This window comes from Olivibacter jilunii, from assembly GCF_900607235.1.
GTDB lineage: Bacteria > Bacteroidota > Bacteroidia > Sphingobacteriales > Sphingobacteriaceae > Olivibacter > Olivibacter oleidegradans.
Genome location: NZ_LR027848.1, coordinates 665,742 through 691,211, shown reverse-complemented (window position 1 = coordinate 691,211; position 25,470 = coordinate 665,742). Strand labels below are relative to the sequence as shown.

The window sequence follows — 25,470 nt, the reverse complement described above, 5'->3', positions numbered from 1 at the left end:
CTTGCTATTACTTTATCTTAACGCATGCGCAAACGCAATACCTGATTACTAGCTGTAATGTACAGGGTTTTATCATTGTCCGCTAAGCAGCAATTGGAAACACGTTGCTTTATATGTATTTTTCCTATCAATTCATACGAACTGTTGAAGATCCAAATTCCTCCAGGGCCGCTAGCGAAAATATTTCCATTTTTATCTACTTTAAAGCCATCGGGCCCGCCACCAAATTTGCTAAAATCGAAAACAATCCCGGCCGACTTCAGGGAATCATCGGGAGTAATGTCAAAAGCATAGAGCATCGGCTTTTGATTGTCCGAATTACCGACATATAACCTATTTTCATTGGGGCTAAAAGCGATTCCGTTAGGCCTGTGGATGCTGTCGATCAACAAGCTTAAGCGACCCATCGTATCTAGTTTATAGACCCCGCAGAAATCCAACTCCTGTTGTTCAATATGTTGATCATTCAATCCATAAGGCGGGTCAGTAAAGAATAAATCTCCGTTACTTCGCTCTACAATATCATTCGGGCTGTTCAATTTTTTCCCCTTCCATTTGGCGGCGAGCGTGGTATATTTAGCTTCGGGATGACTTAATAAAGCGTCCATACGGGCTATCCGCCGATCACCATGCTGGCAAAGAACTAAATTTCCCCGCCGGTCCAATAGCAAGCCATTTGATCCGACTTCTCCTCCTCTTGCCCTGTTACTTGTATATCCGGAAGGTTCCAAATATAATGCTAAGCCCCCTTGTTCCGTCCATTTAAAAACCTTATTGGGTGGAATATCGGAAAACAAAAGCATTGCCGCTTCTTCTACCCACAAAGGCCCTTCCACCCATGTGAACCCTTCAGCAATGATCTCCAAATCAGCCCCGACATTAATTAATTTGTCCAGATCCGTATGGATTCTTTCGATATTGGCTTCTATATTCTTAGTAGGTCGATTTTTAACATCGTTGCCGCAAGAGAACAATCCTGTAAGCGCTATTATGGTGAAAAATTTTAGCATGTGGTTTCTTCTATAACTCCCCTGTCCTAAATAAGTTTTCTTCTCTTCCGTTTTTTTGTAACAGCCGGAAATGCGATGCTATCGCCTTCCAGAACGGGTAACAGTGATAAGGCAAACCATATTCAGCTGCATATCTACGAATTACCCGCGTGATATAAGGATAATAGGTGTGCGCAACCCCTGGAAACAGGTGATGGGCTACGTGGTGCGTAAAGCCGCCAAAGAGGAAATTGGCCAACATACTATCGGCACTAAAATCCTTTGTTACACGCATCTGATGCTCCGCCCACGTTGTTTGCATTTTCCCGTCTTCGGGAGGCATCGGAAAGTGTGCGTGTTCATCAACATGGGTTGATAGCAAGGCTATAACACCTAATGCGCTTCCCGATAAGTGCATCACAAACCAGGCCAACAAAATCATATACCATGGTTGCTGTAAAACCAGCATCGGCACAAACAGCAAATAAAACAGGTTAAAAATCTTACAGGCAAATAATTTGATATATTCAATTTTCGGGATGGTAACTACCCGTTTTAAGTAATTGTCCTTCGTTCCGAAAAAATCTTTAAAATCTCTTATAAAAAGCCAATTAAGGGTGTAAAAGGGATATAATAAAAACATATAAATATGTTGATATTTATGATAGTTAAAAAACGGGCTGGATGGGAATATACGTGCTAAGTCACTCTGTTTAATATCGATATCCCAGTGTTGTATATTCGCATAAGGATGGTGTAAAACCAGATGCCTCTTTTTCCAGATAAAGCTATTGCTGCCGAAAAGTTCGAGCACGTTGGTAAACCATTTGTTGTATTTAGGGTTTCTGAAGACAGCATTATGAGCGGCATCGTGAAAGGCATTTACAAATAATACAATCATAAACATACCCGCTAATATATAGAAGAAAAAAAGACCTCCTTTGGTATGGCCAAAAACCAATATCCCTACATAACTTCCTAAAAAACCAAATAATAGAAAAAAGGACTTTATAATATTTCCTGTTTGTATACGCGGATTTTTAAGAATGTTTTCATGTACTTCTTTCTGCATTTTTTTAAAAAAATCGTCAGCTGAAGCTTTTTTAAATGTAGGTTTTATAAGTTTTTCCATATTTCTCAAAGTAATCGCTTGGTTCGACAAAAATGTTCATTGATTCTATCTCACTACAAAAATGAGACGATTTAGTTCTAGCTAATTTCTAGCGATTTTTATTTTTACATAAGCAAGACTCAGCTTTCTTTTCTATTCCTCTTCCAATAAGACGACGGACTCTCACCAAAAAAATTCTTAAAATCTTTCAACAAATGATTCTCATCATAAAAGCCACTTTTAAGTGCGATTGATAAGAGCTTATCCTCTCCTTCCTCAAAATAGTTGCATGTTCGTAAAATACGCTGTGTCCGCGCATATTCCTTTGGACTTATCCCAATACATTGAAGAAAGTTCCGCTCTAACCATTTATAATTTGTTCCCACCCGCTTCGATACTTCCTGTATTGAAATATTACCATGATGCATGCCGATATATTTCATGGCTTCTCTCAAAATACCATTTTGTCCATGCTTCATAGTTAAATGCCTTCTAATAAACTGTTCAAAAAATCCAATTTTAGCCCGGATATCGCTCGTTGTATACATGAGATCCAATAGGTTTTTGGCCGGTTTACCGAATAAAGAATCTAAAGGGAAGGCTTTTGCTCCTCGAAGATTGTTATTGGTTTTTGCATCGAGTTGCTGTAAGGCATCGGCCTGAAAGCGGATGATTAATAGTTGATCGATCTGCCTATCACAAGTGATTTTTACCTGTTTTAAGTTTTGACCGCAGCACCATGCTCCAACTATATTTATCGAACTTTCTTTGTTGGTGAACGTTACGTTTATATCCGGATTGGAAAGAAATACCAGCGTGGGCACGCCATCACTTAGCGCTACACAATTCTCCAAATTTATCGACTCGAAGATAACATAGGAATCGATAAATTTAGTTAAATCGGCAGATGGGAGTAGTTTTTTAAATGCCTCCCTTTGATTGCTGTAAGTTATATGTCTAAGTAACTCCACGGGCATATCGCTACAAAGATACTGGTTTTCCTTTAAAACTATCCATAGTGTACGATCTGAGAACTGTCTATTTTTTACTATCACTATGCGGCCAACCCAAGTAATTTTGTAAAGAAAAAGATGATATTACCAATTTTAGCATATGGGGCTACAAACTTAAGAAAAGCCTGTCTAACTGTTTCCCCATCATATCCGGATTTAAACTCTTTCATAAAAAATCTCTGGCAAACCCTGGATAATGCCGCGGGTGTAGGCTTGGCAGCTCCACAAGTCAATGAAAACATACAACTTTTTGTAGTCGATAGTCGAATTAGCTTTTCCAGCGTTAATACCGAGGATATGGCGCAAAAAGACTACCCAGGCATACGGCAAGCTTTTATCAATCCGAAAATCATGGCCCATTCCGACGAAATGGAACTGGATGAGGAGGGTTGTCTGAGTATACCTGGCATTAGCTTCCCCGTAAAAAGATTCTCTTGGATTAAAATGACCTATTTGGATGAAAACTTTCAACTACATACCGATTATTTTTATGGCAGAACGGCACGAATCATACAACATGAATATGACCATATACTTGGAAAATTACCGATTGACTATCTAAGCGAATTGCAGAAACTAATGATAAATAAAAAATTGAACAAAATCCGAAATGGTCGCATAAATCCCGGCTATCCCATGCGTTATTAACATCGGTGTTTTATGACGATTCCCTTACCGAAGGTATTGGTATTTACCCTAATTTCAACAAAAATTATGGGTGTAAGGAGCTTCCTTCTAAATTCTGAGCGCATATGTTTCTTTTGAATATCCTTAAAAAACTACCGCTTTCGGTACTATATCTTTTATCTGATTGCTTAGCCTTTATCGCGTTCAGTATAGTCAAATATCGTCGCAAGGTAGTATTCGACAACCTTTCCAAAGCATTCCCGGATAAAGAACGGAAAGAACTAAGCAAGATTGCGAGGAAATTTTATAAACACATGGCTGACTGGCTAGTAGAAACGCTAAAAGCGTCTAATCTTTCCGAGGCCCAACTTAGAAAGCGTGTCGATTTTAGAAACACCGCAAGCATTCGTGAATATCTTGATCAAGATAAATCGGTTATCGTCTTAACAGCTCATCAATTCAATTGGGAGTGGGTACTTTTATCCGGTTGCCTTGCCTTTGAAACGCCCATCGATGCCATATACATGCCTGTTAACAATAAGCGGGTAGAATCGCTGTTGCTTGCCATACGAAGCCGCTTTGGCGGTTTACCTATCCCGAAAGACGAGGCCTTACCGACACTTATCAAGCGAATCAAAAAGAAGCGGATTATTGCCATGGTGGCAGATCAACGCCCCCCTCAACATGTAACAGACAAGTATTGGGCGCATTTTTTGCAGCAAGAAACCGCTTTTTACCCGGGAGCGGAATCGCTGCCCAAGTTTACCAAGCTTCCGGTCTTCTTCCTGAGAACACGCAAAATTGGAAGAGGCCGGTACACTGTTTCCATAGAGAAAATAGCCGAACCTCCTTATGACTATCTCAAAAAGGAAATCATGCCAACCTATATCGAGAAGGTTGAGGAGCTCCTTAAAGAGCATCCCGATAATTGGCTATGGACGCATAAAAGATGGAAGTATGCGCGCGGCGCTTACGAATAGTGTCATTTTTTCCCATTTATATAGCTTGCTAGTTGCCGAATAGTTGGATAATCAAAAAAGTCGGTCACTTCCACTTTCCCCGGGTAAATCTCTTCGATCTGCTGGTGAATCTGTGCAAGCACCAATGAAGTGGTACCAATTTCGAAAATATTTTCATCTAAGTCGATTCGTTTATTGGCTAATAGTCCGTCACAAATTCCTTTTAAGGTTTTCTCTATTGTGCTCACTCCCTGTTGGCCTTCGTCATCCATAGCGCTCAATTCTAAAAGCTCTTGAATCACCTGATTAAAATCCCCCTGTTGATATCTACTACTTAATTGGTATCGTTGAATTTTTCCGCTCGTCGTTTTCGGTAATTGGTTTATCGGAAGCACCTCCTGCACTTCAATTCCAAGTTGCTCACTTACCACTCCCTTTACAGCATTGATGATCGGAACAAAATCCGGCAGCCTCCCCTTATATAGTATAAAAACCAATATTTTATCCCGTTCCTCACCCTCTCCCCTCACACTAGTTACAGCGACTCTCCCTGTTCCCGTTACGCCTTTGCTTTGTAATATTTGCTCAAGGTCATGAGGATAATAGTTCTGTCCATTTACGAAGATAATGTCCTTCCATCTTCCCGTAACGACCAACTCCCCATCGGTCGTAAGAAAGCCCAAATCTCCCGTATCTAGCCAATCTTCGTGGAAAACTTCGCGATTGAGCTCTTCCTGCTTCAAATAACCTTTCGTTACGTTCTCGCCTTTTATCTCGATTTTACCAATATGATTAGCCGACAAATTTGACTGATCGGGCCCTACAATTCGAACAAAACAACCGGCAATAGGCTTTCCCTCGACAGCAAATGAAACGCCATTCTCTGTATATTGCACTTGTGTATTCATTTGCAGCCGCTCTCGATCAAGCGTTACATAACGAAAACGTTTACCCGGTTCGGGAAAAGCGACAGCCAAGCTCGCTTCAGCCAATCCGTAAACGGTGAACATCGCCGTATCGTTAAGTCCATAAATCTGCATTTTTTTTAAAAATTGCTGCACTAAAGGGACCGCAATGGGCTCTGCACCATTAAATATTAGACGAACGTGATTGAGGGCTAAGGCATCTTGTGATTGGTTTCTCTCCAAAGCACTCAAATAATGTTGATAACCAAAGTTCGGAGAGCAAGTAACGGTACTACGCACTTGACTGATTTTCTGAAACCACAGCCACGGTCTTCTGATAAATAAATCCGTGGGCATTAAATACTGATCTACACCCTGCACGAAAGGGGTTAGATGAAAACCGATAAGTCCCATATCGTGTGTGAGCGGCATCCAACTAAATGTACTATCCGCCTCCGTCATCGCCATGCCCTTGATAATCCCACGAATATTGGTTAATATATTTTTGTGGCTTAGAACAATCCCCTTAGGCGAGCTGGTTGTGCCAGATGAAAACTGAATAATTGCCGTATCAGTTTCTTCTACAGCAATAAAGTCGTCAGCGACAATTAAGGGCGGTATTTCTTCAATCACAATACTTTTCTTCTGAACACTTTGCCAAAGGCCGTTCAAACCATTTAGAGCAACAAATTTTTCCAATCGTTCCTTTTGTGTTGCATCTAAGAGTAACCACGGGGACTGCAATTGTTGCCATATCCGAAAGAGTTTCCATTTATGTTCATCGGAAATTCCGAAAGCAAGCGGAATGGCCGGATTACCGCCCAATATGGCGGCCCAAAAACCCTCTATGAATGCCTCATTCCGTTGGCTCAATAAGATGATCTCATCGCCTTGGGTCACACCCTGGCCGTGCAAAAAGGCGCGTAAGCCCAATGCCCGCTGCTTTAATGTTTCATATGACAGGGCAAACTCTTCCTCTGCACCTCGGATAAAGTGTATACGTGCATTTGGTTCTTTATTACTTATAATCGTATCTACAAGTGTCTTCATTTAAAAAAATTCTATTTCAACAGGGAATGATAATAGCTCCGGCATTAGTTCCTTGGGTTTATCAATCGGGCAAAGAGGGGCTTATCAGGTCTTAAATTTATTTGAGCTTCCATGCTTATTGGCTCATCCACCAAAATCTCCATATCTGTAGTGCGAAGAATCAAGGCGAGATGCAACTGCATCTCTACCAGAGCAAAAAAATCGCCAATACATTGACGTGGCCCCCCCGAAAAAGGAAAATACTCAAAGCGATGTCTTTCCCTTCGGTAAGAAGCATCAAAGCGTTCGGGATTAAATAGGTCCGGTTGTTCCCAATACCTAGGATGTCGGTGGATAACATATGGAGATATGAATATATCGGTTTTCGGAGGCACATGATATCCACCAATGACATCGTCCTGCATAGCGCGTCTGGTAAGAAGCCACCCGGGTGGATAAAGTCGCATGGTTTCCTCAATAACCTGCCTAATATAGGGTAGCTGCTCTAAATGATGAAATCGCAAATGGACGTTTCGCACTTGCAAGGCTTCCTGTTTCGCTCTCGCATAAACCTCCGGATGCTTATGTAATAAGTACCAAGCCCAGGTCAACGCACTGGCTGTCGTCTCGTGACCGGCAACAATTAAGGTCATCATTTCATCTATAATTTCCCTATCAGACATTCCTTGCCCTTCGTCATTTTTAGCTTCCATAATCATCGAAAGAAAATCCTCTTCAACCCGACGTTCCTTGCGTCGAAGATTGATAATCTCTTGAATGGTTTTCGCCAAAGCCCTAAATTTCATGGCAAATACGAGATTACGTTCGTGAACTTCGGTAAGCAGCGCAAAGGGATTTACTCCTTCGCGTTTTTCCAATTGTTGAAAATCAACTGAAAACAATGCCTGTAGTACGATGCGCAAAGTTACCGAACTCAATTCTGCCGTTAGGTTTATCTCTTTGTTGCCGGTCAACCAGTTCGATAACATCGTTTCGTTGGCTTGCGCAATATCATCAGTCAGTTTGGCTATCACTCGTTTGTGAAATGCGGGTTGTATCATCCGTCGCTGTCTTTTCCAATAATCGCCTTCACTTACCATGATCCCATTGCCCAATAAGATCTTTACTCGGTCTATGCCGACGCCTTTTTCGTAATTTCTGTTATTGGTGATCAAAACATGCTTCACCATTTCAGGATCAGAAATTACATAGGTATAATTATTCCGTCTTTCAGAGTAAATCTTATATATATCGCCGTATTGATGAAATAAATTCAAGATGTTCGATAAGGCCTGAGGCCCTTCCTCGACTTCCGATGCCTCTTTGGGACCAAAAGGAATATTTTTATCTGTTAGCAGGTCCATGATCTACCGTTTAATTTAAAAGCTTATTTTTACGAAGCCTTATGGAAAAATATGCACATATTCATGAATACGACAGGGAAATATTACTCCCCTATAGCCGATTTTTCCCGTCAAATCATTTGATATTTAAAACTAAAAATACGGACAGAAAACTGGAGTCGCTACTAGGACTCAAATTGTTGTCAGATTTATTACGTAAAATTGACAGTCAGTGCCAAATTCAGGATATTATGTATACCGCTGAGGGGAAACCCTATTTTAGGGATAGAAATTTACATATTTCTATAGCACATGCCTGCGGAATGGTGTTAGTAGGTTTAGGTGATCATTCCTTGGGGCTTGATATTGAGCATCGCCAAGCCCGTTCGCCTATCATCCCCGAAATACACCTTAATAAAAAACTACTTTTCTTCACCGGTGTCGAAAATTGGATAAAGGCTTGGGTGCACCAGGAAGCAGTCCTCAAAATGTTTGGCTGGGGTGATATGAATTATTGTCAAGACATAATATGGGACTCAGCGAACAAAGGAACTTTTGCAGATTATGCCTTCCTCTTGCAGGAAATAGAGGTGCTTCCTGAATACTACGCCGCCAAATGCTCCTTAATACGGTAAATGCTTCCGTAATTATATCCTCTTTTTTGCGGCCGCAATCTTTCCATGTTAAAAAAGAAAAGCAACAGCCTTAACTTAATATACACCTAACATCAATATAACACCTAAACATCAACTTTGCCTGCGTAAGTGTAAAAACTACACCTAACTTAATGTACAACGCAATTTGATATGTATTTACAAAAACGATTTAGCAGTATACTAAAGAAGCGAGGACCTTTGCCTACTAAAGCAGGGCTTATGCTACTTTGCAGTCTCGCTGCGAGTCCTTCCATGGCAATGACAGGGAGGTCGTTAAAAGAAAAGCAACCGGTTGAAGCAATGCAGCAAACCGTAAAAGGAACCGTTACTGATGATCGGCAAGTGCCTATTCCCGGGGTAAGCATAAGAGAGAAAAACAAATCTTCAAACGGTACAACAACGGATGGTAGCGGTAATTTTTCTTTGAATGCACCGGTAGGGGCAACTTTGGTTTTTACCTATATTGGCTACGAAACCAAAGAAGTTCTTGTAGAAGAAGGAAATACTCCGTTAATAGTAAGTTTGAATGCCAGTGCCAATGAATTGGAAGAAGTGACTGTTTCCATTGGTTATCAACGGGTCAGGAAATCGGATGTAACGGGTGCGATTTCGAGCGTGAAGAGTGACGAATTAAACCTAACAGCGCCAAAGCTTGGCCAAGCGTTAGTAGGTAAATTGGCCGGTGTGCAGGTTTCCCAAACCAGTGGAGCACCCTATAACAGTACTCGGATCAGAGTAAGAGGTATTGGGTCTATCAATGCCAGCTCGGATCCTTTATATGTCATTGATGGATATCCTGCCGGCAACAATATCAACATTAATCCCAATGACATTGAATCCATAGACGTACTTAAAGATGCTGCCTCTGCCGCTATTTATGGATCCCGCGGAGCCGGTGGTGTTATTTTGATTACGACTAAGAGAGGAAAAGAAGGCACCAGTCATGTTGATTACGATGTGCAAGCCGGCTTTGGTCAACTTTCAAAGAAAGTAGACCTCCTAAATGCCTCTCAGTTCATTGACTTATTGATCGATGGACGTAACAACGCCTATAAAGACTTGGTAATCAACTCGGGTAAAACCTGGTCAGACAATATGCTATTGGATGATAATGCTACGCGGGTGAAACTAGTTGGAAATGCAGGATCCGTACAGATTCCTGTCGATATATATGATTTTTCAACAGGAAAGGCCAAAGCGCCTCAATACGATACCGATTGGCAGGACGAACTCTATCGCAATGCGCCTTTTCAACGACATAATTTATCGTTTTACGGAGGTAGCGAAAAAGTTCATTATTATGTCAGCGGATCTTATCAAAAGCAAGATGGCATTATGCTTGGTACCGACCAAACGCTCTTCAACTTTCGCAGTAATATTGATGCACAGATCAGCAAAAGATTACAAGTAGGAGCGAATATTGCCTTTACTTATAATGATAACAATGAAGTTGGTACCGGTCGTTACAACCAAAGTCCGTCCATGGCAGCCCTGCTTTACCTGCCTTACCTTCCGGCGCGGGATGAAAAGGGTAATCCCATTCAATACCAGATGGCAGAACTTTCTGCGCAAAATTATGGTATTCAGAATCCTGAAAATCCACTTGCTTATGTTTCCATGGTGAAAGATAATCGCAAGGAGCGCCGGTCTTTGTATAATGCCTTTGCTAATTTTGACATTATCGAGGGCCTTCGGCTAAGAGTAAATGGTGGCATAACAACGTATAACGAAAAATACGATTATTATAAACCGACCAGCCTAAGCGATGGTAACTATGCTCCGTATTCGCCACAGGCCATTAATGCGGCCTATGCACAGGCAGATAACCAAGGCGATCTGGATATACTGGGAGAAGCGACCTTAAATTATAAAAGATCTTTCGGCGATCATAACCTCGACGCGTTGATCGGTTATTCCGCACAGCAAACAGATGTAGATTTCACTTCGGTAAGGGCTAATGGTTTTCAAAGCGATGCCATTGGTGAAATCACGGATAAAGGAGCCGCACCAACAAACTTTTGGTTAGAAAAGGCTTATAAACAACGTACTACACTACAATCCTATTTCAGCCGGGTAAGTTACAATTATAAGTCGAAATACTTTTTACAGGGAACTTTCCGTGCAGATGGTTCTTCTCGTTTTGGTCCTAATAATAAATGGGGCTATTTTCCATCTGTATCGGGAGGTTGGACACTCTCGAACGAAGACTTTTATAATGACTGGTTAGGTATGGGGTCGTCGGTAAAAGTTAGAGCAAGCTGGGGCTTGAGTGGAAATAATAACATTGGCGACTACGAAGCCTTAACGGCTTATAATGCGCCGGGAGGGGCGATTATAGGCGGTCAAGTGGCAACAGCTTATTGGCCCGACGATTTAAAGGACCCGAACTTGAGTTGGGAGTCTACTTCGCAATATAATGCCGGCTTGGATGTGGGCATTCTGAATGGCCGAGTGAACTTCTTAGCAAACGTTTACCTAAGTCGCTCGTATAACCTGCTATTTAATCAACCCATTTCGGCAGTATCAGGAACCTCTTCTATCTTAACCAATTTGAAAGACAGTAAGGTGCAGAACAAGGGTTTTGATTTTCAGGTTGATGCCGCACTCATTCAAAAACAGGATTTTAATCTTTCGTTCAGCGGAAACATTAACGTAAACCGGAATAAGGTGTTGGATTTAGGAGGAGCTTCTACCATCTATGTGAACGGTGCCGAACGTTCTTATATCACCCACGTTACCCAGGAGGGTCAGCCCGTTGGTATGTTCTGGGGGTTCAAAGTACTCGGTGTAGCGAACGAGGAAAATTACCAACAGGTGGCTCCTTCTGCGGCTCAATCGAATCCGATGCATCCGGGCGATCTTTACTTTGAAGACATCAACGGTGATGGTATCGTCAACGATAGTGATAAACAGATTATCGGTAGTCCTTATCCCGACTTCACTTATGGTTTTGCTATTAGTGCACGTTATAAAAAATTCGACTTAAGGGCGTCTTTTAATGGCTCTCAGGGAAATAAAATTCTTGATGGCTATGATTATTACCTCTATAATATGGAGGGATCCGGTAATCAATATGCCGATGTTGATCAACGCTGGCGTTCAGCAGCAAGTCCCGGCAACGGAAAGGTATACCGAGCATCCAGAGCAGGCACCCAGAGTAATAGCACGCGTTTATCTGATTTCTATCTGCAAGACGGATCGTACTTGAGAATGACCAATATCATGGTTGGCTTTACCTTCCCGGAGAGATGGATTTCTTCTTTAAAAATATCCGGTGCTCGATTCTTTGCCAGTGTAGATAATCCATTTACGATTACGGATTACAAAGGTTATAATCCGGAGCCTGATTATAATAACGGTAAAAATGCCACCAACCTAACACCTGGAGTAGATTATGGCCTATATCCGTTGGTTCGCTCTTATAACTTGGGATTAAAAGTAACTTTTTAAATAGCACACCATGAAGTGGAAATATATCTTGCCTATTGCGATCATGACATTAGGCTCTTGCAGTAAAGACTTTCTGGATCAAAAAGATCCGAATGCAACATTAATAGATGACTATTTTAAAACAGAGAACGATGTATTATTGGCTGTTAATGGTTTATACCAGGCGCTCCGCAGTGGAAATACCATTGGGGAAACCAGCAGCCTCTATAGTGAACAACGTTCAGATAATACCGGAACTAACGATAATCAGTCCAACTCGGGCGAACCTTTTCAGTTCAATGATTTTTCCTTGCTCCCGAGCAATTCTTATCTAAAAACGCATTGGGTAAACATGTATGATGGAATTGCCCGATGCAACACCTTACTGGCTCATATTGATGGAGTGTCTTTTTCAAATGAAGACACCAAAAAACGCTATATGGCCGAAGCTAAATTTATCCGCGCACTTCTATATTTCCATATGGTGCGGAAATGGGGTGCTATTCCTTTAACAACAGTTCCTCCTACAACAACGGATGAAGTATCGGCAATTGCCTATCGACAAGAGGAACGTATAGTATATGGACAGATTATAAAAGACCTAACCGAGGCTTTGGACAGCAACTTGCCCAATGAGCAATGGGATTACGCCGTTGGAAGGGTTTCCAAAGCGGCTATCAATGCGCTGCTTGGCCAAGTCTACTTAACTATGGGATCTACCTTGAGCGAAAATCCGCAAGCAAATCTTCAACAGGCAGAGGCTTATCTTTCGGCGGCCTACAACATGCGCAGTTTTGGCGAATTACAAGAGATTCCCTATACCGATGTATTTGATGTAAATAAGAAAAACACCTGTAAGGAGTTGGTCTTCCAGATTCAATACCTACAAGGTGATCAAAATTATTCCTCTGCTATTGCACGCAATAATCAAGCAAAAGGAGAGACCATCAACTCCTTAAAACCATCTACAGGATCGGGAGGTATGGCTAAACGTGATTTAGTGAATGACTACGAACAAGGCGACCTCAGAAAAGACTTCTCTGTGAAATTCGCTGCGGATCCGCAAGTAAGCGATTGGTTTATTACTAAATTTAGAGATACCAGTCCGGCAGCTGGTGCACAAGGCTGGGGTGGAAATGATTGGATCGTGATCCGCTATGCCGACATCATGTTATTACTGGCGGAGGCTAAAATGAAATTAGGTAAAGATAGCGAAGCGATCGTTTTATTGAATCAGGTTAGAGCACGCGCTGGCATGCCTTCCTATCAGGAGGCCATGCGAAATACGGCTTATGCCACAAAGTATCCAACCTTAAAAGAAGCCATTCTGCACGAACGTCGTGTAGAACTGGCTTTTGAAAACCATCGCTGGTTCGATTTGATCCGAAATTATACTGCCGAAGAACTAGTTGCTTATTTTAAATCCAAAAACCAAAGTGATTACGGTTTGGCTAATTTGAATAACATCGGTACCAAAGACCGGTATTTTCCAATTCCTTATGATGAATATCAACTGGATCCGGAAAAAATGTATCAAAACCCTGGTTACTAAACACATTGACCCATCTTAAAAGAAGTCTCCTTGTTTTCGCTAAGAAGCATAGGAGACTTCTCCATTTATCAGCCGTTTTACTTGTCGCAACAATTTAGCAACGCTATGTTAACAATAGGTTCATCTTTCTTCTTTACTCTTGCCTAGTTTTAATAAAGCCTTGATACAATTATGAAATTTAAACATTTACTGCCTTTTGTTCTCATCGTAATACTAAATGCCTGTTCGAAAGATGACGATGCAAATGGAAACGAGCCCGGTCAGCAAGAAGACCCTGCTTCATTTACCGAAATCGGGACTTTGGATATCGGCGATACGGGCGCAGCAGAAATCAGTGCCTATGACCCTTCAATGCAACGATTATTTGTTGTAAACAATGGCGAAATAAATAAGATTGATGTCATTGATATAGCTGACCCTTCCAAGATGACTATCATTCATTCTATTCCAACTAACAGCGGCGCGGTAAATAGTGTTTCCGTAAAGAACGGTTTGTTGGCTGCGGCCATTGAATCGCCCGACAAACAACAACCCGGAAGGGTAACGGTATATAATACCAACGATTATTCAGAAATAAAAACCGTAAGCACCGGCCCTTTGCCTGATATGGTGACATTCAGCCCTGATGGCAATTATATTCTTACAGCTAACGAAGGTGAACCCAATTCCGATTATAGCCTTGATCCCGTCGGTTCGGTGTCTATTGTTAGTGTGAAGGATAATTATCAGGTTGTCAATGTAGATTTTAGCCGTTTTGAATCGGAGCAAGCGGCTTTGCAACAAAAAGGATTTCGCATTTTCGGTCCCGGTGCTTCTTTTGCGCAAGACATAGAACCAGAATACATCACCATTTCACCGGACTCAAAAACGGCTTGGGTGACCTTACAAGAAAACAATGCCATTGCCAAAATTGATTTGGCGACTAAAACGGCCACGAATATATTCCCCTTAGGTTTTAAAGATTACAATGTTGAAGCAAACGCAATAGACCCGTCCAATGAAGATGGTACTGTCGCGTTTAAGCCCTGTCCGGTGAAAGGAATCTACATGCCCGACGCCATTGCTGTGTTGCAGACGGGAAGCATTCCATTTTTATTTACGGTTAATGAAGGCGACGCGCGGGAATACGATGCAATAGAAGAACTCAAACGAATAAAAAATATGAGTCTCGATCCTGCTGTATTTCCAAACGAGCAGGAGCTTAAACAGGATGCGCAACTTGGTCGTTTGAATGTTACTACTACCTTGGGAGATAGCAACAAGGATGGCTTATACGAAGCCCTTTATTCTTTGGGTGCACGTTCTTTTAGTGTATGGAATGGCACGACCGGCGAAATGGTCTACGATAGTAAAAACGAATTGGAGGTAAAAGCTAATGCTGCTGGCTATTACGATGACGACCGCAGCGATGATAAAGGCGTAGAACCTGAAGGTATCACCCTTGGAAGGGTGGGAAATAAGGATATTGCTTTCATCGGTATGGAAAGGGCTGACGCCATTGCTGTTTATGATGTAACGAATCCGAGCGCGCCAACTTTTTTACAAATCTTTAAAACCGGTGACGCACCGGAAGGTGTTTTATTCATTTCCGCGGCCGACAGCCCAACGAAGAAAAGTTTGTTAATAGTGAGTAGTGAAGAAGATGGCGTGCTAAAAGTATATACGCCTAATACTATATAGAATAATTTTCAACTCGGAGGCCTTCCGATCAAAACGAAGGCCTTATTCTTTTTCTCGCATGCAGCATGGATAAGATTATCTCACTTAACTCAGTGATTCTTAAGAGGGAGAATATCCAAAAAGCTTTCGTCCCCTCTACTTAGTCCAAGATCCATTTACCGTGTTTTCAAATAAGCTTGAATCTAGTAAATGAACCTCGAACTTTGCTCTGCAAGCACCTTTTGGCCGTCGGGATGACAGGATTCGAACCTGCGACCTCTTCGTCCCGAACGAAGCGCGCTACCGGCCTGCGCTACATCCCGAATACTCACAGAACAAACTTAGAGAAATGATCTAAATCTGTCAATAGTCTAAAAAAAACAGTGTCTAGCAAAGCCTGTTCTCTCATGGTCTAGCCAGTTCAACAAGTTTACATATGCTAAGAATTTGCAAGCATATTTAAACCTTAACAACCCGAAAACCTCTAATAAAAAAAGCTATCTATGAGAAAACCCATCTATATTATACTGATTTGTTTCGTTGCTTTTGTTCGATTGACGATCGCCCAAACAAAACCTCAACTCGCTGTTCGTCTGAATCCAAGCAATGGCATTGCCTACATTCGCGTATTCTATCCCGAATTGCAGGTTGATCTAAACGGAAATGGCCAGCTTATCAATACTTGGAATCATGTGGAGGAGGAGACCGTATCTTTCGATTATTATGATCAATTTGATAACAAAGAAAAGATAGGAAAAATGAAATCAATCGGAAATGTTCATATAGATTATTACGACAATTTCGATGACGAAGCCAAAAGGGGAAAAGTAAAACAAATAGGTGATATACAAATCGACTATTATGGCCGCTTTGACGGCATATTTCAGGGCAAAATAAAATCGATCGGCCATCAACCTGTCACCTATTACGATCAATTCAGTGGAAATGAAAAAAAAGGAAAATTAAAATCGATCGGCTTGGTTGAAATTGATTATTACGATCGATTTGATGGTGAACATCGTGCAGGTAAAATAAAGTCAATTAATGGTAATGGACAGGAGAACGTACGTGTTCTCTTCAATTAGCGAATTTTTATGAAGCAGCGCTTTACATCAATAAAAATATGGTTACTACTAAGCGGACTGACCCTTCTTACCCTCAGTTCCTTTGCTCAAGGTGTTATCGTTAATCAAGACGGAACCATTTCCATACAAAATGGATCCACAATTATCAGCTCCAACGGTTCGGTATCAACTGTTCATGGTTCTATCATCGTTAACGCAGACGGTTCACATTCCGTAATTGCAGGTTCATCCGTCATTAACGCCAACGGCACGGTTAGTACCATTGCCTTGCCCCTTGCTTCAGAAAAAGAGGACAATCATCCTTTTTCCGATAGTAAGGATTCCGATAAGCAATATTTTCCGCCTAGACACAACAAAAAAATCAATATCAGCAAATCTCAGAAGCTAAAACAGAATCCTTCTTTAACTATACCTGTAGAATCGTTTAGCCATCCTGTGAGCACAGATCCTTTCCAACTCAACAACGATAAAAATCTTCGACAAAAAAACAAATCCGTTGTGAGTATATCTAATTAGATATACTCACGGCTTTCCTGATATACTCATTGCTTGTCACCTGTTTTAGCATAAAACCGGCTACGTCCGCCCGAGAAATTTTCAAGGACAGTCCTTTTGCTTTGCTATCAAAGCCGATCTTATAACGATCTGTTCGCTCGCCCGCGGTAAAAGCCGAAGGCCGTACAATTGTATAATCTAAATCGCTGCCTACTAAATGCTGCTCTTGTAATTGATGATCTTTGAAAGCCTTTTTAAGAAGCATACCAAACATAACGTATTTCCAAAAAAAATTGAGGTTTCCGGCACTATCCCCAAGGCCAAGAGTCGTTTCACAGATTAATCGCTTTATCCCTTCCTGCTTCATGGCGTCAATTATATTTTTGGTACCGATTGCTCGGATACTCCCTTTATTTCCATCGCCTATTGCGCATAACACGGCTTCCTGGTTTTTAACCGCTTCTTGTATCGCTGTTTTATCTGTTAGATCTCCCTTGAAAATGTGCAATAGTGGAGATGCCGGCGCTTGTAACTTTTCAGGGCTTCTGGTAAAGGCTGTTACGCGATGGCCTTCTTGAAGGGCCTGCTTTACGATAAGTGTACCTATACTTCCGGTAGATCCGAATACAATTAAATTCATGATAATTCCTTTTTAAATTTAACACAAAATGATATCACGAATTTCTGCGTATCTCAGTCTGAGAAATAGAAAAAAAACGACAAAAGCTAGTCCGGCCGTTGAGAGAAAACTCGTGGGGTTTCGCCGGTAAATGCCTTAAATACGCGAATGAAGTGCGACTGATCGGCAAAGCCATTTTCATAAACAATTTCATTCATCTTTTTAAAATCTTTGAGCGCAAGTTGAGAAAAAGACGCCTGAAATTGAATAATCTTGGCAAATTGCTTTGGTGATAGGCCTGTTTCTTTTATGAAGCGCCTTTCAAGGGTCCTACCATGGATATATAGTGCAGAGGCAATTGCATGAATACTTTCCTGTCCGTTCGTTTGAATAATCCGCTCAATTGCTTGTTTAATCTTTAAGTCAAGCTTTTGCTTTTTTTGTGCTAACAATGAAGATAGAAGCTGCGTAATGGCTTCTATCTTTTCGTCCACTGTGCGATAAGCCAACAATCTATCGTTAAACGAGGCCATATCTATTTCACGAAAAGACGTTAAATCATAGCAGCCATCATTAATGGATTGCGGGTCGACATTAAAGAAACTTTTGAAAACAAAGGGATAAAGCCGAAATATAATAAGCAAGTATGGCCCGGTTAGCTGCATTTCAATCGGTTGGATTGTCTGTCCATACAAAAAAGATAGGGGCATCAATTTCCCATGTGGCTTAATAAGTAAGCCCTCTTTTGTCTGTTGAAAAAGGAGCCCTGGATAACCATCGGCAAAGAAGGGTAAGTTGACTTGCCCATTGACGGTATCTTCTTTATATATCCAGATATCGTTTACAAATAAGGATATACATTCAGGTGCTCGCAGTTTTTGATGATCCATAACCTAAGCGAATATAGAAAAGAAATGCTAAATCATAGGCTGCGCGTGGAAGAGGCTAATTGCTCTGTCAGTTGTTGCAGGTGTCGCAGGGTATGATACGTATTAAAACCCAACCATTCCAACCGTGTAAATGGGCCGTATTGAGGGATAGCAAAATCTGTGCATAAGCGTGATACATCTTCTTGCTGCCATACTTCGCGATGTTGTTCGACGCGCTGTTGAAGACCGTGCATCAGTTTTTTCTTTACGATCCGATCAGCGGACGGCACCACTTCCTGCGGTGCTTGATACTGCTTCTCGAAATTCAGAAGAACACTCTTTATCAGTGGTAGGTTTAAATCAATTGGTCTGTTCGCTTCTATGGTCGTCCCTTTCATCGTATAGATCGAAGCATAAGATTTGTACAAATGCAGCCCCAATTGACCAGGTGTCCATTTTCCGATGACCAAGCATCGATTCATCTGTTGCTCCGTCATTGAGTCGAATAACTCTAGCATTTCTGCCATAACTTGTTCAAAAAGATTCTCAAGTTCCTGATGTTTGCTTTTCATGATAATTTTCAATACTGACCAATACAAACTTACGAAAGTTTATACCGTCAAACGGGGAAGGATTACGACAAAAGCGACGTAAAATGCGACGAATGAAAAGTACGCATTAATGCGTACTTTTCGTTTTATATTATTTAGCCGGCTTCTCCAATACCTGCTTTTCTTGCTTTAGTTGCTTTTCCAGATCGGCATAGGCGACTTCCTGTACATCGATCCCTTTATCAATAGCTAAAGATGCAGCCAAGGATGCGCTTTGACCAAGAATCATAAATACGGGTTCCATGCGTATACTCCCGAAGGCGATGTGTGAACTTGATACACAAACCGGCACCAGTAAATTGCTACATTCTTCTTTTTTGGGCGTAAGGGCCCCATACGCAATCTGATAAGGTCCTTTTTTTGGAGATACACCAATATCCCCTTCATTTTGAACAAAACCATCCGGTTTCACATACCGTTGTACATTATGCGAATCTAAGGCATAGGAGCCCATACCTACCGGATCTTTTATTTCGCGCTCACTAAAGGTATCATGCTCTGTCATCACATAGGTACCGATCATCCTTCGTGCTTCCCGTACATAAATCTGATGTGGCCAGCCTCCATTGTCTTTAAATTCATCTTTGGCTAGCCCCCACTGTGCCATTTCTTGACGTACATCTTCCGGTACGCGCGAGTCGTTTGCCAAGAAATACATAAGACCCTGTTGATAATCGGTATGCTCCTTGATAATCTCTTTACGCCGTTCATAACTAGCATCCGGATAATCGTAATTCATACCAATAAAGTCGGTACTGAAAGGACCATGATTATTGGTATCGGTTTTCCGGTTCGGTATGGGATCATATTTTTGGAATGTTTCTCGCCAGCCGGCAGCATAAACCCGTGCTAATAACTCGTAATTATCCGCATTATAATTGGCCGGTTTAGGGAAAGGAACACGGTTATCCGGATGATTACTCAAACACATACGGAAGCAATAGGCTTGTACTTTGTTATCACCTTCACCATATTTACCGGGATCGGCGTTCGATACACCAAAGAGCAAGCCGCTTGTTGAATCGCCTGGAACTTTATAGGGACTGATGTTCGACTTGAAGTAATGTCCATGATGTAGCACGCCTGTTTGTACGCCATTCCATTTTTCGCCATATTGGCTGTTGGCTTCGCGCCCCACGTGGTAGCTTACCCCTGCAGCAGCCATTAAATCTCCTTCATAGGTTGCGTCAATAAACATTTTACCACGAAAGGTCTTGCCGGCAAGTGTTGTAATGGACACTATTTTGCCGTCTTCCATCGCTACCCCTTTCTCACGATCAAGCCATTCGTCCCTACGCACGTCCAAATCGAATTCCTTTACGTAGTTTTCGAAAATTTGTTCGGCTACATGTGGTTCAAAAATCCACATGGTGCGGGCATTACCGTCAATTGCCGGAGTTCCCTGACCTTTATTACCGTATTCCGCTTGCTTTTGCCAACGCCATGTAGCACTGTCCTGATAAGCCATATAAACACGATGATAAAAATCTCGGGCTAAGCCTCCAATAACCGACTTATCTCCTGTGTCGGTAAAACCTAGGCCGCCAGAAGACAGGCCACCTAAGTGCGTATCGGGAGAAACAACGATAACCGACTTACCCGATTTCTTTGCTTGCACCGCAGCAGTAATGGCGGCAGAAGTGCCGCCGTAAATAATAATATCTGCTTCCTCATAATATTGCTTTTTAGAACTGCAACCAACTATTGCTAATAGCAGATAAATCTTGAATAGTGTCTTTTTCATAATAGGGTGTCTATATATTTTAAAATTAAGTTTTCCTCTTAATAACCGGGATTCTGTTCGCTTTCCATTGCTTTGTTGTATAATATCTCCGAATTTGGAAGTGGCCATAGCATCACTTTATCCGCAACGGTAATCCCTTTAACTTCCAAGATACGCTGTTTCGCTATACCAAGCCTCACCAAGTCCAGCCAACGTTTCCCTTCATACATGGTTTCGTATCCCCTTTCTTCAATCACTTTATCCAAAAAAGAATCGAGATTAAAATCCTGAATCTTAAAGTCTATCGCCGATGCAACCGTTGATGGATAACCATAAGCACGTCTATGTATTTTGTTTAGACTTTCTATGGCGGCATCGGTAGGAGCACCTTTCGCTCGAGCCTCCGCTTCCGCATGAAATAATAATAAATCTGCGTAACGGTACCAAGGGTAGTCATTCGCGGCACCTGCCGTTGCATCGGGGTCCCTAAATTTTCTAAACAAGCATGTTGTTGGTCCTAGACCGACATCCACATTGTATAAGATGTGTTCTTTTCTCAGATCAGCATGATCCCAATTTTTTATGAAAGGGTTTTTCAACGAATCTGTATATTGGGCATAAACTCCTCCGGGCCCGTAGTAATTGTATTCTGAAGTTTTGCGGTGGGCATAGCTGACCAGCCCGAAACCTTGCTGTCTATTAAATTTCAAATAAAAGATCTCTTCCGGTGTATTCACCACATCAGGACCGAATATCTTTTGAAAATCATCGGGAGTGGAAACTTCAACCAAAGCAAATCTTTCCGAAGAAATCACCTCTTCCGATTTAGCCGCGGCCTGCTCCCATTTTTGCTGATATAGATAAATTTCTGTCAACAAGGTCTTCGCTGCCCATAGAGTTGGCCTTCCAAGGTCTTGAACTGTTGGTGGTAACCCGGCCTCTGCATCCGTTGCATCTTGCAGTATTAAATTGAACACTTCTTCCACCGATGATCGGGGAACATCCGAGATATCAATATTAGCTTCCGTTCGAATGGGTAATCCTCCGAAGCAGCGAACTAATGAAAAATACATCATTGCGCGAAGGTATTTCGCTTCAGCAATATAAAGCGTTTTTTCTTCATCGCTTACTTCAGTAGCTAATGGCACCTTCGAAATAACAATATTAGCATTTCGAATGGAACGATATAGTTTGTCCCACACAACGGATACTCGATTGATATTCGTGTTATCTAATCCTTGATAGGTACTGACCACTGCTTGCGAACCTCTTGAGTATCCATAATCAGGTAATCCCTCCAGCTGAGCGGGATAATTCAATCCAAAAGCATCCCCTTCCCGCATAGGCCCGTAAATTGCATTGACAGCCGCTTTTACTTCGGCCGTTGTATTATAAAAATTGTCTTCTGCTTGTGATTTGGGTTTCTCCGTCAAGGCATCCGAGCAAGCCGAAAAAACAAACAACCCTACAAGTCCTATTATTAAATTCTTCATGTTGATCTCTTTAATTAAATGACATCTATTAAAAACTTGCCCTGATACCAAACGTCACTGTCTTGGCAGTTGGATAAACATAGTGGTCTATACCCTGCTCGATCGAATTAGTTCCACCATAGGAATTCACCTCCGGATCATACCAAGAGTAATTGGTTATTGTGAATAAATTCTGCGCGCTTATATATACCTGTCCGCTCGACAACCAATTTAATTGCCATTTATCCGTTGGTAGATTGTATGCAAGTTGAATATTCTTCACACGAAAAAAGGAGCCATCTTCCACAAAACGATCGGATACCTGTGCCTGTGAATTGGTTTTGATAATGGGGTATTTTGCATTGGTATTTGTTGGGGTCCAATGGTCGGTATATACTTCTCGCAACATATTGAGGGCTTGCCCATAATCATATCCCTGTCCTTGCGCACTCAGATTATAAATATCATTGCCTTGGCTTCCTTGCAAAAAAATGGAGAGATCAAAACCCTTATAAGACATAGAAGAGGTAAAACCGTAAGTAAAGTCTGGGTTGGGATCGCCGATAATTTGTTTATCTCCCTGATCTCTGCTTCCATTTCCGTTGAAGTCTTTATAGACTATATAACCGTTCGCATCATAGCCTTCCTCGACATAGCCATAAAAGGACCCTAGTGGATAGCCCTCCCGCAAAATATTGATATTGTCGATCGATGCAGCTCCGATTGCCGCGCCCAAGATATCGTTCCCGCCATATAGTTCCATTACTTTATTTCGATTAAAGGATATGTTTCCACTTAACTGCCAATTAAAATCTCCTTTAAAAACATCACCTGTTACATTAAGATCAATCCCCCTGTTTCGAATTTTGCCTACATTCTGAACAGTGTACTTGTACCCTTGTGACGCCGGTAAGGTGACGTTATTCAACAAATCGCGTGTGTTCTTCACATAAAAATCAGCGGTTAAGCTCAAGCGATTGTCAAGTAAGCCTAAGTCGATCCCCACATCGGTTTGGGATGTTGTCTCCCATTTCAAAGGTCCGGCCAAGCGGTCGCTTGGTGAATACGCCGGAACCAAAGCATCACCAAATACTACTTGGCTAGAAACCAACTGGTTTAACGTAAAATAGGGATCGATAGCTGTATTCCCGGTTTCGCCGTAGCCTACTCGGACTTTTAAATCCGAAATGGCTGGAATACGCTTAATAAACCCTTCCTCAGAAAGACGCCACGCAAGCGCCGCCGAAGGAAAGTAACCCCATTTTTGCCCTTCACTATAACGGGAAGAACCATCTGTTCGAAAACTAATAGTCGCTAAAAAGCGATTGTCAAATGAGTAATTTACACGCGCCAGATAAGAAATTAAACTCCATTTCGTATAAGAGGAGCTAGGTACACTCTGCGTGGCCGCCGCACCGATGTCATACGTTTCCTGATTATCACTGATAAACCCGGTACCTGAAGCAGTAAAAGTATTCGCAACATAGTTTTGATACGTGAACCCCGCCAAAGCATTGAGATTGTGTTTACCAAAATCCTTTCGATAATTCACTGTATTTTCGCTTAGTATACTGGTATTTTGAGGGGTCTCAATCCATGCTTGGCCGGTAGAATTAACAAATCGCGTGGTTCGGTATCTATCTTTACGATCACTACTATTTTCAATCCCACCTAATGTTTTAAACACTAAACCCTTTATAGGCTCATAGCTTAGCGATAGATTGGCAAGTACATTATCCGACTTTATTTTATCCGACTCCTCATGTAAAAAATTTAATGGATTCACCATAACGTTCGATCCCCAGGTATAGGCTTCTGTTAGATTTGAATAACTTCCATCTGCATTATACAAAGGCATCGTCGGATAGCCCGATAACGCTGCTGAAATTAGTGTAGAACCACGGTTTCCTTTCTCCGATTCCTTTCTGTTTTCATCAAAGCGACTCAAAATACCGCTAAAATCGAATTTAAGTTTATCACTGATATCGGAGTTTAAGTTGACACGCAAGGAGTTCCGCATATAATCGCTCCCCTCAATAATTCCGTTCTGCTTGAAGTTTCCTCCAGAAATAGAATATCTTGTTTTATCATTTCCGCCACTGATGGTAACCGTATTGCTAATAATTGGTGCACTGCGGAATACCACATCTTGCCAATCTGTCCCTTCGCCAAATGAAGCAATTTCTTCCGCTGTGAAATGAGGTGCCAAGCCATCATTAGCAGCCTGTTCATTATAAAAATTCGCATATTCTGTTGCATTCATTAGGTCAAGTTTTTTACGTAAAGATTGGATACCGATATACCCGTCGTAATCCACTTTAATCTTGCCGGACTTTCCTGTTTTAGTAGTAATCAAAACAACGCCATTTGCACCTCGAGAGCCGTATATAGCCGTTGCTGATGCGTCTTTTAAAATCTCAACCGATTCAATATCCGCATTGTTCAATAGTAAAGGGGAACCGGAGTACGGAAACCCATCCACCACATAGAGCGGTTCATTACTGCCTTTTATAGAGTTTGTACCTCGAATACGAACACTAACAGGACTTCCAGGCGAGCCTGTGTTTTGTGAAACATAAACGCCCGATGCTCTACCCGCGAGTGATTGAATCATATTGGGAGCCGGTACTTGACTTATTTCTTCGGCCTTTATGGAAGCGACTGCTCCTGTAAGATCGCGCTTTCGCTGTGTACCATACCCCACTACCACAACCTCATCCAAATCACTTATCGATTCTTTCATCATGATATTAATTGTTGTTAAACCATCAATTGGCTTCTCAACGGTTTCATAACCTAAGGCGGTAAAAACAAGGATACTCCCCTCTTTACTTAAATTAATCTGATAGTTCCCCTGTACGTCCGTAGAACTGGCTAGAGAAGTTCCTTTCAATAAAACTGTAACCCGTTCAATGGGCTTTCCTTGCTCATCCGTCACGCGTCCTCTCACGCTTTTCGGTTGTATATCTGCAAAATTAATGTCTCCATTTCCGGTCTGATGCTGACTCTGCTTAATCACAATCGTGCCATCTTTGAATGTCCATTCCAATGCCAACGGCTTTAATAAATCGGCCATCGCTTTATTGAGCGGCACATTTTTAAAATCTGCTTCTACTTTTTTTTCTGCCAAATCTTTTCCATTAAGAAAAAAGGGGTGGCCACTTTGCTTCTGAATAACACGCATTACGTGCGACAAGGGAATGTTCTTTGCCTTTAAGGTAATTGTTTGAGCAAAACCGCTTGCAACTACTTGCATCACAGATAGAAGTGTAATGAAAACTGTTAGTTTCATAATCAGTAGCCATCGATAAGCTAAAGGCCAAA

19 protein-coding genes and 1 tRNA gene are annotated in these 25,470 nt (G+C 41.6%); 8 read left to right on the top strand and 12 right to left on the bottom strand.

The annotated features are described in order from the left end of the window. Window positions 1-17 precede the first annotated feature (17 nt). The 3 genes from E0E36_RS02990 to E0E36_RS02980 all read right to left on the bottom strand — a co-directional run bounded on the left by E0E36_RS02990 (window position 18) and on the right by E0E36_RS02980 (window position 2,954). On the bottom strand, window positions 18-1,010 hold the full coding sequence (locus tag E0E36_RS02990) for an SMP-30/gluconolactonase/LRE family protein (RefSeq protein WP_130854667.1): 993 nt from the start codon (window positions 1,008-1,010) through the stop codon (window positions 18-20). Between the two features lie 10 nt (window positions 1,011-1,020). Next, window positions 1,021-2,061 carry a fatty acid desaturase family protein gene (locus E0E36_RS02985; RefSeq protein WP_242627113.1) on the bottom strand — a complete coding sequence of 347 codons (1,041 nt, stop codon included), beginning with the start codon at window positions 2,059-2,061 and terminating at the stop codon, window positions 1,021-1,023. 179 nt (window positions 2,062-2,240) lie between these two features. Continuing rightward, the gene (locus tag E0E36_RS02980; RefSeq protein ID WP_165446904.1) at window positions 2,241-2,954 is read right to left on the bottom strand and encodes a helix-turn-helix domain-containing protein; all 714 of its coding nucleotides are present in this window, start codon (window positions 2,952-2,954) and stop codon (window positions 2,241-2,243) included. 237 nt (window positions 2,955-3,191) lie between these two features. On the opposite strand from E0E36_RS02980, the gene def reads away from it, so the two are divergent. Beyond that, window positions 3,192-3,761: a peptide deformylase gene (def, locus tag E0E36_RS02975; protein ID WP_130854664.1), complete on the top strand. Its 570-nt coding sequence runs from the start codon at window positions 3,192-3,194 to the stop codon at window positions 3,759-3,761. Window positions 3,762-3,865: 104 nt separating this feature from the next. After that, window positions 3,866-4,720, top strand: a complete 855-nt coding sequence (locus E0E36_RS02970; RefSeq protein ID WP_130854663.1) for a lysophospholipid acyltransferase family protein — start codon at window positions 3,866-3,868, stop codon at window positions 4,718-4,720. A gap of 2 nt (window positions 4,721-4,722) precedes the next feature. On the opposite strand, the gene E0E36_RS02965 is transcribed toward E0E36_RS02970, so the two are convergent. Both E0E36_RS02965 and E0E36_RS02960 read right to left on the bottom strand, forming a co-directional pair. Further along, window positions 4,723-6,654, bottom strand: coding sequence for a non-ribosomal peptide synthetase (locus tag E0E36_RS02965; RefSeq protein WP_130854662.1), 1,932 nt, complete (start codon window positions 6,652-6,654; stop codon window positions 4,723-4,725). Window positions 6,655-6,698: 44 nt separating this feature from the next. Further along, the gene (locus E0E36_RS02960) at window positions 6,699-7,997 is read right to left on the bottom strand and encodes a cytochrome P450 (RefSeq protein WP_130854661.1); all 1,299 of its coding nucleotides are present in this window, start codon (window positions 7,995-7,997) and stop codon (window positions 6,699-6,701) included. Between the two features lie 41 nt (window positions 7,998-8,038). Between E0E36_RS02960 and E0E36_RS02955 the strand changes: the two genes are divergently transcribed. The 4 genes from E0E36_RS02955 (at window position 8,039) to E0E36_RS02940 (ending at window position 15,293) form a co-directional block, all read left to right on the top strand. After that, window positions 8,039-8,611 carry a 4'-phosphopantetheinyl transferase family protein gene (locus E0E36_RS02955; RefSeq protein ID WP_013664553.1) on the top strand — a complete coding sequence of 191 codons (573 nt, stop codon included), beginning with the start codon at window positions 8,039-8,041 and terminating at the stop codon, window positions 8,609-8,611. A 171-nt stretch (window positions 8,612-8,782) separates the two neighbouring features. Next, a complete protein-coding gene (locus tag E0E36_RS02950) occupies window positions 8,783-12,082 on the top strand; it encodes a SusC/RagA family TonB-linked outer membrane protein (protein WP_130854660.1) in 3,300 nt (1,099 codons plus the stop codon). 10 nt (window positions 12,083-12,092) lie between these two features. Next, a complete protein-coding gene (locus E0E36_RS02945; RefSeq protein ID WP_130854659.1) occupies window positions 12,093-13,613 on the top strand; it encodes a RagB/SusD family nutrient uptake outer membrane protein in 1,521 nt (506 codons plus the stop codon). Between the two features lie 171 nt (window positions 13,614-13,784). After that, window positions 13,785-15,293: a choice-of-anchor I family protein gene (locus E0E36_RS02940; RefSeq protein ID WP_130854658.1), complete on the top strand. Its 1,509-nt coding sequence runs from the start codon at window positions 13,785-13,787 to the stop codon at window positions 15,291-15,293. Window positions 15,294-15,521: 228 nt separating this feature from the next. Here the strand turns inward: E0E36_RS02940 and E0E36_RS02935 are convergent. Continuing rightward, a tRNA-Pro gene (locus E0E36_RS02935) sits at window positions 15,522-15,595 on the bottom strand. 180 nt (window positions 15,596-15,775) lie between these two features. Between E0E36_RS02935 and E0E36_RS02930 the strand changes: the two genes are divergently transcribed. After that, entirely contained in the window at window positions 15,776-16,357 is a 582-nt protein-coding gene (locus E0E36_RS02930) for a hypothetical protein (RefSeq protein WP_130854657.1), read from the top strand. Window positions 16,358-16,366: 9 nt separating this feature from the next. Beyond that, entirely contained in the window at window positions 16,367-16,873 is a 507-nt protein-coding gene (locus E0E36_RS02925; RefSeq protein ID WP_130854656.1) for a hypothetical protein, read from the top strand. Here the strand turns inward: E0E36_RS02925 and E0E36_RS02920 are convergent. From E0E36_RS02920 to E0E36_RS02895, 6 genes are all read right to left on the bottom strand, one after another. After that, entirely contained in the window at window positions 16,866-17,492 is a 627-nt protein-coding gene (locus E0E36_RS02920; protein WP_130854655.1) for an NAD(P)-dependent oxidoreductase, read from the bottom strand. The two genes, E0E36_RS02925 and E0E36_RS02920, sit on opposite strands and share 8 nt — an antisense overlap. Before the next feature lie 86 nt (window positions 17,493-17,578). Next, complete coding sequence (locus E0E36_RS02915) at window positions 17,579-18,361, bottom strand: helix-turn-helix domain-containing protein (protein ID WP_130854654.1); 783 nt, start codon at window positions 18,359-18,361, stop codon at window positions 17,579-17,581. Window positions 18,362-18,393: 32 nt separating this feature from the next. After that, window positions 18,394-18,912, bottom strand: a complete 519-nt coding sequence (locus E0E36_RS02910; RefSeq protein WP_013664568.1) for a DinB family protein — start codon at window positions 18,910-18,912, stop codon at window positions 18,394-18,396. Window positions 18,913-19,042: 130 nt separating this feature from the next. Continuing rightward, a complete protein-coding gene (locus E0E36_RS02905; protein ID WP_130854653.1) occupies window positions 19,043-20,695 on the bottom strand; it encodes an FAD-dependent oxidoreductase in 1,653 nt (550 codons plus the stop codon). Between the two features lie 38 nt (window positions 20,696-20,733). Further along, window positions 20,734-22,167, bottom strand: a complete 1,434-nt coding sequence (locus E0E36_RS02900) for a RagB/SusD family nutrient uptake outer membrane protein (protein ID WP_013664570.1) — start codon at window positions 22,165-22,167, stop codon at window positions 20,734-20,736. 28 nt (window positions 22,168-22,195) lie between these two features. Next, window positions 22,196-25,438: a SusC/RagA family TonB-linked outer membrane protein gene (locus E0E36_RS02895; RefSeq protein WP_242627112.1), complete on the bottom strand. Its 3,243-nt coding sequence runs from the start codon at window positions 25,436-25,438 to the stop codon at window positions 22,196-22,198. Window positions 25,439-25,470: the final 32 nt, after the last annotated feature.

Coding starts and splice junctions, on each gene's coding strand:
- E0E36_RS02960 (WP_130854661.1), bottom strand. CDS start 7,997: ATGGACCTGCTAACAGATAAAAATATTCCTTTTGGTCCCAAAGAGGCA.
- E0E36_RS02930 (WP_130854657.1), top strand. CDS start 15,776: ATGAGAAAACCCATCTATATTATACTGATTTGTTTCGTTGCTTTTGTT.
- E0E36_RS02965 (WP_130854662.1), bottom strand. CDS start 6,654: ATGAAGACACTTGTAGATACGATTATAAGTAATAAAGAACCAAATGCA.
- E0E36_RS02905 (WP_130854653.1), bottom strand. CDS start 20,695: ATGAAAAAGACACTATTCAAGATTTATCTGCTATTAGCAATAGTTGGT.
- E0E36_RS02970 (WP_130854663.1), top strand. CDS start 3,866: ATGTTTCTTTTGAATATCCTTAAAAAACTACCGCTTTCGGTACTATAT.
- E0E36_RS02915 (WP_130854654.1), bottom strand. CDS start 18,361: ATGGATCATCAAAAACTGCGAGCACCTGAATGTATATCCTTATTTGTA.
- E0E36_RS02955 (WP_013664553.1), top strand. CDS start 8,039: ATGGAAAAATATGCACATATTCATGAATACGACAGGGAAATATTACTC.
- E0E36_RS02910 (WP_013664568.1), bottom strand. CDS start 18,912: ATGAAAAGCAAACATCAGGAACTTGAGAATCTTTTTGAACAAGTTATG.
- E0E36_RS02985 (WP_242627113.1), bottom strand. CDS start 2,061: ATGCAGAAAGAAGTACATGAAAACATTCTTAAAAATCCGCGTATACAA.
- E0E36_RS02925 (WP_130854656.1), top strand. CDS start 16,367: ATGAAGCAGCGCTTTACATCAATAAAAATATGGTTACTACTAAGCGGA.
- E0E36_RS02990 (WP_130854667.1), bottom strand. CDS start 1,010: ATGCTAAAATTTTTCACCATAATAGCGCTTACAGGATTGTTCTCTTGC.
- E0E36_RS02945 (WP_130854659.1), top strand. CDS start 12,093: ATGAAGTGGAAATATATCTTGCCTATTGCGATCATGACATTAGGCTCT.
- E0E36_RS02940 (WP_130854658.1), top strand. CDS start 13,785: ATGAAATTTAAACATTTACTGCCTTTTGTTCTCATCGTAATACTAAAT.
- E0E36_RS02920 (WP_130854655.1), bottom strand. CDS start 17,492: ATGAATTTAATTGTATTCGGATCTACCGGAAGTATAGGTACACTTATC.
- E0E36_RS02900 (WP_013664570.1), bottom strand. CDS start 22,167: ATGAAGAATTTAATAATAGGACTTGTAGGGTTGTTTGTTTTTTCGGCT.
- E0E36_RS02895 (WP_242627112.1), bottom strand. CDS start 25,438: ATGAAACTAACAGTTTTCATTACACTTCTATCTGTGATGCAAGTAGTT.
- E0E36_RS02950 (WP_130854660.1), top strand. CDS start 8,783: ATGTATTTACAAAAACGATTTAGCAGTATACTAAAGAAGCGAGGACCT.
- def (WP_130854664.1), top strand. CDS start 3,192: ATGATATTACCAATTTTAGCATATGGGGCTACAAACTTAAGAAAAGCC.